This window comes from Rhodococcus sp. FG69 (genome assembly GCF_057808915.1).
On record NZ_JBMDIX010000031.1, the window covers coordinates 1 to 11,939 of the forward strand.

Here is an 11,939-nt window from a genome sequence, read left to right on the forward strand (position 1 = left end):
ATGTGCCGGATCTGTTGCCGTTGCCGATCGATCGACCACGCCCGAGCCAACAATCTCTGCGCGGAGCGTCGGTGAAGTTCGAACTCTCGTCCGCCAGTCACGCTGCACTGGTGGATATTTCCCGTCGAGCGCACACGACCATGTTCATGACCGTTCACACTCTCTGGTCGATGCTTCTCGCACGTCTGAGTGGCACCGAGGACATCGTGATCGGGACCCCGATCGCAGGCCGCGGCGAAGCCGGACTGGACAACCTCGTCGGCATGTTCGTAGGCACCCTGGTCCTGCGCACACAGGTGTCCCCGCACGCCAAGTTCACCGAACTGCTCGCCGCGACACGCGCCGCAGATCTGGCCGCATTCGACAACACCGACATCCCCTTCGAGCGGCTCGTCGACACCCTCGCCCCGACACGCTCCACCGATCACTCACCCCTGTTCCAGGTACTCCTCGAATTCCAGAACAACGAAACAGCACACCTCGAACTACCGAACCTTCTCGTCGAAGGGCTCGAATTCGATGCAGGTGTAGCAAAATTCGACCTACAGCTGACCGTGTCGGAAAAGTACGAGGACGGCGTCGCTGCCGGTATGACGATGGCACTGACATACGCGAAGGATTTGTTCGACGAGCCGACGGTCGTCGAGTTCGCAGACCGATTCGTAACGCTCGTCGACGGCGTCACCGCAGCTCCCGACACCATCGTCGGCGACATCGACATCGTCTCCGCAACCGAGACGATTGCTATCGGGACCGAATGGAACCATGCGGGTGCAGTTCCGACCGCGGACACGCTGACCACACGATTCGCGGCGGCAGCTGCTCGATTCCCCGAGTCCACCGCAGTGGTGTTCGGCGAGCAGCGATACACCTACACCGAACTCGACCAACGCTCGAACGCACTTGCACGGCATCTCGTCTCGGTCGGTGTACGTCCTGAAAGCCTGGTCGCGGTCGCAATGCCGCGCAACGCCGAATTGATCGTGGTTCTGCTCGCAGTCCTCAAAGCGGGCGGCGGATACCTTCCGGTCGACGTCACCTACCCGGCAGACCGTCTTGCCTTCATGCTCGAGGACGCTCGCCCGGTGTGCGTCGTGTCGACCGTCGATGACATCGGTTCAGTCCCCGCCGAGGGATTGAACCGGGTTCTCGTCGACGACGCCGAGACTGCTGAGCTTCTCGATTCACTGTCTTCGGTGGCTCTGACGCCGGCAGACCGGAACGGTGAGGCGACAGCGGAATCCATCGCCTACGTCATCTACACCTCGGGCAGCACCGGCCGGCCGAAGGGCGTGCAGGTCGATCACGCAACGGTCGCGACCCTGTTCGAAAACACGCAGTCCAAGTTCGGTTTCGACGAGACGGACGTATGGACGATGTTCCACTCGTACGCCTTCGACTTCTCGGTGTGGGAACTGTGGGGACCGCTGCTGTACGGCGGCACGCTGGTCGTCGTCGACTACTACACGGCGCGGTCACCAGAGTTGTTCCGCGAGTTGCTCATCGCCGAACAGGTCACCGTGCTCAACCAAACACCGACGGCGTTCTACCAATTAGCCGAAGCGGACAGAGCAGCGGCCGCTCAGTCCGATCGACTTGCGTTGCGGTACGTCGTGTTCGGAGGCGAGGCACTCGATCTCGGTCAGCTGGGACGCTGGTATGCGCGCCATCCGGAAGATTCGCCGACGTTGGTCAACATGTACGGCATCACCGAGACCACAGTGCACGTGAGCCATCTGCCGCTCACCGAGCAATTCGCAGCCTCTGCATCGGCAAGCGTTATCGGGCAGGCGATTCCGGGTCTCACGGTGTCCGTTCGCGACAACCGTCTACGCCTGGTTCCCCCCGGAGTCGTCGGCGAGATGTACGTGGCCGGTGGCCAACTGTCTCGTGGTTATCTCGGCCGCACGGCATTGACGTCGACGCGGTTCGTGGCCGATCCCGACACCTCGTCCGGAGCGCGGATGTACCGCACCGGTGACACGGCTCGGTGGAACCGCAACGGCCAGCTCGAGTATCTCGGTCGTAGTGACATGCAGGTGCAGCTGCACGGGTTCCGCATCGAACTGGGCGAGATCGAATCGGCGCTGCTCGGCTCCGACGGCGTCGCACAGTCCGTTGTGGTGGTCCGCGACGACGGCACCGGTGATCGTCTTGTCGGTTACGTGGTCCCCGAAGCAGGTCGCACTCTCGACACGACGACGATTCTCGACGACATAGCCACGACGTTGACGGCATACATGGTGCCGGCTGCTCTCGTCGTACTTGCCGAGCTGCCACTGACTGCGAACGGCAAACTCGACAGGAAGTCGCTCCCGGCGCCGGACTTCTCGTCTCGTGTGACCCAGAGCCGCGCCCCGGCGTCCGAGGTCGAGCAGAGCCTGGCAGCACTGTTCGCGGAAGTCCTCGGTATCGATACCGTCGGCGTCGACGATTCCTTCTTCGCGCTCGGCGGGGACAGCATCATGTCCATCCAGCTGGTGTCGCGTGCAAAGGCTGCCGGTCTCGTCATCGCGCCCCGCGACGTGTTCGAACGCAAGACCGTCGCCGGGCTGGCCGAGGTTGTCGCTCTGGCCGAGGACACCCCGATCGTCGTTCTCGAGGAGTTCGAAGGACGCGGCGTCGGCCCTTTACCTCTGACACCGATCGTGCACTGGATGTTGGAACGAAGCTCCGAGTTCGGGCGCTACACCCAGACGGCGCTGCTGCAGCTTCCGTCGGGCATCGAACGGCCGGTGATCGAGCGCACGGTGCAGGCAATCCTCGATGCCCACGACATGCTCAGGGCACAGCTCTACCTCACCGACGACGGTGCCTGGATCGAGACGGTCGCTCCCGTCGGCTCCGTCAGCGCGTCGTCGGTGTTGCATCGTGTCGACGTGAAGGCCGTTGCGGGAGAAGAGTTCTCGCAACTCGCGGCAGCTGAACTCGACGCGGCAGCGGATCGGCTGGATCCGGCCGTCGGACGGATGATCCAGATGGTGTGGTTCGAGGGGCCGTCCGGTGCCGGACGATTGCTGATCGTCGCCCACCATCTGGTCATCGACGGTGTGTCCTGGCGAATTCTGGTACCGGATCTCGCTTCGGCATGGTCGCAGATCGTCGCAGGCCAGGACCCGATCCTCGCCGAGACCGGAACCTCCATGCGGCGCTGGGCAAACGGTCTCGTGGAGGTCGCCCAGGCTCGAACCGACGAAATGGCGCTGTGGACCGGAATTCTGTCCGGCGAGGACCCCGTCATCGGCTCACGTCCGCTCGATCCGACTGTCGACGTCGACGCGACGGTCCAGCGCATCCGGACTTCACTGCCGACGGCCGTCACCGAGCGGCTCCTCACGACGGTCCCGGAGAAATTCCATGGCAGCGTGAACGACGGTCTTCTGGCAGGCCTGGCTATCGCACTCATCGCGTGGCGACGCGAGCGCGGAACCGCTGTCGGTGACGCACTCGTCAGCCTCGAGGGCCACGGCCGTGAGGACGGAGTCGTTCCAGGCGCCGATCTCGGACGAACGATCGGCTGGTTCACGACGATCTTCCCGGTCAGGCTCGGTCTCGCTGCCGTCGACATCGACGATGCGTTGGCAGGCGGGATTGCTGCGGGCGAAGCGATCAAGGCCGTCAAGGAACAGCTGCTGACGATCCCCGACCATGGGATCGGCTTCGGCATGGCGCGATACCTGACGGACGAGGGGCGCGAGATTCTGGCGCAGTTCGCGAAGCCTCAAGTCAGCTTCAACTATCTCGGACGGTTCGCGACGGCATCCTCCGGGGGCATGGAGGACGTCGGCTGGATTCCGGTGTCCGACAACACACTCGGCGACGCTCAGAACCCGAACATGCCGGTTCCGGCGTTGCTCGACATCAACGCGGTCACGAACACCACGGAGGCCGGACCCGTCCTCGACGCCACATTCGCATTCCCGTCCGGTGTCCTGTCGACACCGGACGTAGATCGCCTGATCGAACTCTGGATCCAGGCTCTGACCGCCCTGACGACGCACGCCGACGCATCGGATGCGGGCGGATACACACCCTCCGATCTGGACCTCGTCGACCTCGATCAGTCGACCATCGCGCAGCTCGAGAATCAGTTCCCCGGCCTCGACGACGTCTGGTCGATGTCACCGCTGCAGTCAGGACTGCTGTTCCACGCACGTCTGGCCGGCGAAGTCGAGGACGAACTCGATCTCGGTGTCGACGCGTACATGGTTCAACTCGGACTCGAACTTCGTGGAGTCGTGGATGCGCAGCGGATGAAAGCTGCAGCCCAGGCATTACTGGACCGACACGCGAATCTGCGCACAGCGTTCGTGCACAACGCGAACGGCGAGTCCGTGCAGGTCGTACAGGCAGGTATCGACGTGCCGTGGTCACACCTCGACCTACGAGGTTCCGATGATCCCGAGGCCGCTCTCGAAGCGGTCCTCCGCGAGGACCGAGCAACTCGTTTTGCGCTGGATCGTGCCCCGCTGCTTCGGTTCACCCTGATCACCAAGGCCGAGGGGGAGTGGCGCCTGCTGCTCACCAACCATCACATCCTGCTCGACGGATGGTCCACGCCGTTGTTGATCAAGGAACTGCTGACGCTGTACGCGACGGCAGGCGACGCCTCGATATTGCCTCGCGTTCCCGCATACCGTGACTACCTGAGTTGGATGCGTCGGCGTGATGTCGCCGCATCACAAGCGGCGTGGACCAGGGCCCTGTCGGGCGAGCTCGAGCCGACACTGCTCGCCGACGCAGATCGTGGCCGCGAACTGTCGAGCACCTCGGTCGAGACGACGCACTCGCTGTCGCGGGAGGCAACCGCGTCGCTTCGCGACCTGGCTGCGCACCGCGGTGCCACCCTCAACACCGTTGTCCAGAGTGCCTGGGGCGTTGTGCTGGCCACGCTGACAGGTCGAGACGACGTCGTGTTCGGTGCGACCGTCTCCGGCCGTCCGCCGGAGATCCCCGGCATCGAGTCGATGATCGGACTGTTCATCAACACCCTCCCGGTGCGGATCTCGGTCGACCCCTCGGAGTCGCTAGGCGATTTCGTGGACCGCGTTCAAGGGGAACAAGCGTCACTGCTCGATCACCACTATCTCGGCCTCACCGACATCCAGCGGGCTGCAGGCAACGGCGTGTCCTTCGACACACTGACCGTGTTCGAGTCGTACCCAGTCGACCGCGCAGGACTGTCGGAAGACACCGACATCGCCGGACTTCGTGTAGCCGACGTCGTCGGAGCCGATGCTGCGCACTACCCGTTGACGTTGGTCGCGTCGGTGGACGACCGTCTCCATCTCAAGGCAAAATACCTCCCGGATCTGTTCTCCGACAGCGACGTCGAGCGCATCATCGCGCGCGTCGTTCGAGTCCTCGACGCGATCGTCGCAGACGACCGGACGACGCTGGCCCGAGTCGGACTACTGAGCGATCTCGAACACTCAGCGCTCGCGCCGGTGCATGGTGCGGCAGGCGGTTCCACCGTGCTGCTTCCGCACATATTCGAAAACGCGGCAGCACTCTCGTCCGAACGCACCGCACTTCGCTTCGGCGACGTTTCGGTGACCTACGACGAGCTCGATCGAGCGTCGAACCGTCTCGCCAGGCTGCTGCTGGCCCGAGGTGTGTACGCCGAATCGTTCGTCGCTCTCGGGCTTTCTCGGTCCATCGAATCCGTGGTGTCCGTGTGGGCCGTCGCCAAGACCGGGGCCGCATTCGTCCCGGTCGATCCGAACTACCCGCGTGATCGCATCGAGCACATGCTGACGGATTCGGGCGCAGCGTTCGGGATCACCGTGCGCAGTCACGCTGCGGATCTCCCGGATTCCCTCGCCGAGGGTAGGTCGTGGATCGTTCTCGACGATGCACTCCTCGTCGAGGAACTCGGCACGTTCTCTCCCTTGTCGATCGAGGAACACGAACGGGTGTCGGGCATCGGCGTCGACAGCACTGCGTACGCGATCTACACGTCCGGATCCACCGGTCTGCCCAAGGGCGTCGTGGTCACGCACAGTGGTCTGGAGAACTTCGCGAACGAGCAGGCCGAGCGCTACAGCATCACGCCCGAGTCGCGGACGTTGCACGTGTCGTCGCCGAGCTTCGACGCGTCCGTACTCGAGTATCTGCTCGCATTCGGGCGCGGCGCGACCATGGTGATCGTTCCGCCGACCGTCTACGGTGGAGAAGAGTTGCACGACATCCTCTCTCGTGAGCACGTGACGCACGCGTTCATCACTCCGTCCGCGTTGGCTTCGGTAGACCCAGCAGGTCTGGATACCTTCCGACACGTCGTCGTCGGAGGCGAGGCAGTACCAGCTGAGCTCGTGTCGCGGTGGGCTCCCGGACGTCGCCTCTACAACGGCTACGGTCCGACCGAGGCGACCATCATGTCGAACATCAGTGATCCGTTGGACGCGGCTGGTGCGCTCACCATCGGTGGACCCATCAGGGCTGTACACGAAGTCGTTCTCGACGGCCGTCTCCAACCGGTTCCGGTCGGTGTCAAGGGCGAGTTGTATCTCGCCGGAGCAGGACTCGCTCGCGGCTACCACGATCGGCCTGGCCTCACCGCCGAGCGTTTCGTGGCCAACCCCTTCGGTGCGCCAGGCGAGCGCATGTACCGCACCGGTGACGTCGTGCGGTGGACGCCGGAGTTCACCGTCGAGTACGTCGGACGAAGCGACTTCCAGGTCAAGGTCCGTGGATTCCGCATCGAACTCGGCGAGATCGACGCTGTACTCGCAACGCATCCGAGCGTCGACTTCGTCGCGACGATCGGGACCGAATCCCCCTCCGGGGCAACGATTCTCGTCGCATACGTTCGAGCGACGACCGGTGCGACGGTCGATCACACGGAACTCACCGCGCATGCGTCGGCGAGCCTGCCCGGCCACATGGTGCCCTCGGCCATCGTCCAACTCGACGAGATTCCGTTGACTCCCGTCGGCAAGCTCGATCGCCGGGCGTTGCCGGCTCCGGAATTCGCTGTCGGCGCAGGTGACTACCTCGCTCCGCGGACTGCGACGGAGGTCGCCGTTGCCGAGGTCTTCACCGACATCCTCGGGACCGAGCCGATCGGGGCTTTCGACAACTTCTTCGATCGCGGGGGAGATTCACTGTCGGCGACGAGAGTGATCGCCCGGGTCAACTCGGCACTCGGCACTCGCCTCGGTGTGCGGGCGATCTTCGAGTCCCCGACGGTGGCGGGTTTGGCCGCACTGGCTGGTGAGTCCGCAGGAAGCGACAGTCGACCCGTTCTACGTGCCGTCGAGCGTCCTGCCAGCATCCCGTTGTCACTCGCGCAGCAGCGAATGTGGTTCATCAATCGATTCGATCCGGCCTCGCCTGCGTACAACGTGCCGCTCGTGGTGAAGCTGACGGGTGCTCTCGACGAATCTGCCCTCCGTAGTGCAGTGGCGGACGTGCTCGAACGCCACGAGTCTCTGCGCACGACGTTCCCCTCGCGGGGAGACGCTCCCGAGCAGCACATTCATGTCGCAGCCGACGTGCTGCCCGCCGTCGAGGTCTCCTCGGTCGGTCAGAGCGAACTACGGGAGAAGATCGGCCACTTCGCTGGGCTCGGCTTCGATGTCACGTCGGAGATTCCGATTCGTCTCGCGCTGTACCGCGTCGAGGACGGCGAGCACCCCGCACACATCACAGCGATGACCCACGTACTTGCTGTCGTCGTTCACCACATCGCGGCGGACGGTGCTTCGATGGCACCGCTGGCACGCGACGTGATGGTGGCCTACTCGGCGCGAACTTCGGAGACCGCCCCCGCCTGGGCGTCGCTCACGGTGCAGTACGCGGACTACACGCTGTGGCAGCGCGAATTGCTCGGCGCCGAGGACGACGCGAGCAGCGTGGCGAACCGCCAATTGAGCTTCTGGCGGGAGACCCTCCGCGGTATACCCGACCTTCTGCCGTTGCCGACGGATCGCCAACGGCCCACCACCCAGGACTTCCGTGGTGGGCGGGTGAAGTTCGACATCGACGCCGATCTGCACCGCCGTCTCTCGGTGTTCTCACGTGACCGCAACGCCACGATGTTCATGGTTGTACACGGCGCATTCGCCGCGACATTGTCGCGGTTGAGTGGCATCGACGACATTGCCATCACCACGCCGGTCGCTGGTCGTGGTGATGCCGCACTGGACGATCTGGTGGGAATGTTCGTGAACACACTCGTTCTGCGGACTGTGGTCGACGGCAGCGAATCGTTCGATTCGTTGCTCGCTCGCGTGGTCGACTCGGATCTGGAAGCGTTCGGGCACACGGAGATTCCGTTCGAACGGATCGTCGAGGTCCTCAACCCGGCGCGTTCGACGTCGTATGCGCCGTTGTCTCAGGTCGCATTGTCCTTCCAGAACAACACGAAGGCCCAGCTCGAACTGCCCGGACTGACAGTCGAAGGATTCGACTTCGATGTACCGGTCGCGAAGCAGGACCTGCAGCTTCTGCTGTCGGAGACCTTCGACGGCAGTGGCGAGCCAGCGGGTATCGAGGGCGCATTCGACTATGCGAGCGCGCTGTTCGATCCCGCGACAGTGCAGTCGTTCGCGGACCGCTTCGTGCGGATCCTCGATTCGGTCACTCGGGATCCGGCATCACCCGTCGGCGACGTCGACATTCTCGGGTCGACCGAACGTCCGATGTTCGCACCGGCTCGCGGTGAAGCAGGTGGCGAGCCCAGGACGTGGCCGCAGATCCTGGCCGAAGCTGCTGCCGCGAATCCCGACGGCATCGCCGTCGAATACGGTGACGTCGGACTGACCTATCGCGATCTCGACGAGTGGTCGACGCGGATCGCGCGGATGCTCATCGACTTCGGTGTCGGACCCGAGACCTTCGTCGCTTTGGCGTTGCCACGGTCGATCGAGTCGATCCTCTCGATCTGGTCCGTCGCGAAGTCCGGAGCGGCGTTCCTGCCCGTGGATCCGAACTATCCTTCGGATCGCATTGCACACATGCTCGATGATTCGCAGGCCCCGATAGGTCTGACCGTCCGAGCGCATCGAGAGTCGCTCCCGGATACGATCACGTGGCTCGTGGTCGACGACGAGGAATTCGCTTCGGACGTCATGCGGTACCCGACGCATCCGGTGACCGACGCCGATCGTACGGCGGCGCTGCATCTGGACAACCCGGCGTACTTGATCTACACCTCGGGCTCGACCGGTCGCCCGAAAGGCGTTGCGGTTCGGCACCGCGGACTCTCCAACCTGGAGGATGAAGTCACCCTCCGTTTTCATCCGACACGTTCGTCCCGCATTTCGCACCTCGCGTCGCCCAGCTTCGATGCCTCCGTCTACGAATTGACCATGGCATTCGGTGTCGGCGCCACCATCGTCATCGTTCCGCCCGGCATCTTCGGCGGCGACGACTTGGCAGATCTGCTCGAACGCACCCACGTCACGCATGCGTTCCTGACGCCGGCCGCCCTCGCGTCGATCGAACACTCGCGCCTCGCGGACGTGGGTGTGCTCGCCGTGGGTGGTGAGGCGTGCACACCGGAACTGGTGTCACGGTGGGCTCCGGGCCGAATGATGTTCAATGGCTACGGTCCGACGGAGACCACGATCCAGGCAAGCGTCGGAGGCCCACTACGGCCGGGAAAGATCATCGACGTCGGCAGTCCGGCACTGGGATTCCGATTCCTGGTCATGGACGCTCGACTTCGCCCGCTGCCGGTCGGCGTGCCGGGCGAGTTGTACATCGCCGGACCTGGTACCGCGCGCGGCTACCTGGATCGCTTCGGTCTGACCGCCGAACGCTTCGTCGCCGATCCGTACGGCGAACCTGGTGAGCGGATGTACCGGACAGGCGATGTGGTGCGGTGGACTGTCGATCACACGATCGAGTTCGTCGGACGCAGCGATTTCCAGGTGAAGGTGCGTGGGTTCAGGATCGAGCTGGGGGAGATCGACTCGGTACTCACCGATCATCCGGCGTTGAACTTCGCCGCCACAGTCGGTCACACCGCGCCGTCCGGGGACACAGTGCTCGTGTCGTATGTTCGCGTAGCCGACGATCGGCACGCCGAGGTAGCCGAATTGATCGAGCACGTTGCGGCAGTTCTGCCGCGACACATGGTCCCGACTGCGATAGTCGTACTCGACGAGATTCCGCTGACCCCGGTCGGCAAGCTCGATCGTCGCGCGCTCCCGGTGCCCGAGTTGACCTCCAGCTCGATGCCGTATCGGGCCGCGTCCACTGCGACGGAACATTCTGTCGTGGGCGTCTTCGCCGATGTACTCGGCGTCGAGCGGGTCGGCGTCGACGACAACTTCTTCGACCTCGGCGGTACATCTCTCGTGGCCACACGTGTCGTGCCGGCGCTCGAGGCGGCGACGGGTGTTCGAGTGCCGTTGCAGTCGCTGTTCCTCGATCCGACGGCGGCCGGGCTCGCAGCTCGGATCGACGGACGTGACGCCGATACGTCCACCGGACTCGACAGTGCCTTCGGAGTAGTCATTCCGCTGCGTGCGCAGGGGACGGGTACCCCGTTGTTCTGCATACACCCGGGTATCGGTCTGTCCTGGGGTTACTCGGGCATCGTTCGTTATCTTTCCGAGGACCGACCCGTCTACGGCATTCAATTGCCGAGCATCGCGGAGGGTGGAACCTTCGACTCCATCCAGACTTTGGCGCAGCGCTACGCGACAGAGATCCGTAGGGTTGTGCCGGAGGGCCCGTACAACGTGCTCGGTTGGTCGCTCGGCGGTGCGATTGCCCACGCGGTCGCAGTCGAACTCCGTCGGACAGACCAGGTCGTGGAGTCGCTGACGATCCTGGACAGCTACGTGCAAGATTCCGGTGACTCACCTCAGGGACGACTCAGTGTCGAGGAACTACTCGCCGGTCTCGGTCTCGACCTCGCCGGAGCCCAATCGGAATCTCCGTTGACGTACGAGGGCGCAGTTGCATTGCTGAACGAATCGTTCGGGCAGGAGACTGGTTTGACGCCCGCGCACCTCGAACGTATCAATGATGGTTTCGCCAATTCGACCACGATCATGGCGGAGTTCGTTCCCGACGTTTTCGACGGCGATGTTCTGTTCTTCGAAGCCGCGCATGGGGCGGGCGACGGAATTCGACGCGATCCGGCGCAGTGGCGTGCATTCGTGACCGGAGAAATGTTCATCAGTTCTATCGAGTGCGCGCACAATCAAATGATCGAACCGGACGTGCTGAAGCAAATCGGAACAGCCTTGGAGAATTACCTCGCGAATTGATCGGCTTTACACACTCGAGACGGTGGTCAAGGAATACCATTGGCTTCGGAATGTAATAGCTCGTCCGACGACGGTCTGGGGATGCTTGTGAAAAAAATGAAGTCTGTGGCTGCAGCGGCAGTAACGCTGTTAGCGGCCACTTCTGTGACGGTTGCATTGGGTGGGGGAACAGCGAACGCAGATCCCACGGAGTCCATCGGTTACGAAACCTCGGTCACCCCGGAGGGTGCTGTCAGCACTGTCCTCGACGCGGGGGCGTTCCGCATCGAGAGCGGGGCCGACTCGGTCGATATCGTGGGCAATTCCGGAACTGTTCTGGCGAGTGTGCCGTTGACGTACTCGGTGAACGGCTCACAGTATTCGATCGCCCCTGCGCTGGTGGGGGATCGGCAGCTGTTGCTGACTCCGCAGCCTGCATCGTTGGTCAGCGAGGTCGCCGGCCCGGTCACCAAACAGGCAGCGTTCGACAACATGATCAACCAGATCGTCATCGGTTACACCAACGGCGGCGCCGTCGGAACTGCGATCGGGGCAGGGCTCGGCTTCGCAATCGGCTGCGTATCGATTTTCCCGAACTTCATCGCGGGCTGCATCATCGGTACGGCGATAGGCGTCGTGGCAGGCACCATCATCGGTACGGTCAATGCCAATCCGAATGTCCAACCGGCGGTGTTCGAGTACTTCACGACACCCTGACGACCGGAACAGAAA

2 protein-coding genes are annotated in these 11,939 nt (G+C 63.5%); both read left to right on the plus strand.

Annotated elements, in window-relative coordinates:
* Positions 1-11,228 (plus strand): amino acid adenylation domain-containing protein (locus tag ACODSO_RS21180; protein ID WP_489038657.1); only part of this gene is annotated, 11,228 nt, incomplete at its 5' end.
* Between the two features lie 81 nt (positions 11,229-11,309).
* Positions 11,310-11,924, plus strand: a complete 615-nt coding sequence (locus ACODSO_RS21185; protein WP_489038658.1) for a DUF8020 domain-containing protein — start codon at positions 11,310-11,312, stop codon at positions 11,922-11,924.
* Positions 11,925-11,939 lie beyond the last annotated feature (15 nt).

Bases quoted from the DNA above. Each gene is read 5' to 3' on its own strand.
- ACODSO_RS21185 (WP_489038658.1), top strand. From the start codon at position 11,310: ATGCTTGTGAAAAAAATGAAGTCTGTGGCTGCAGCGGCAGTAACGCTG.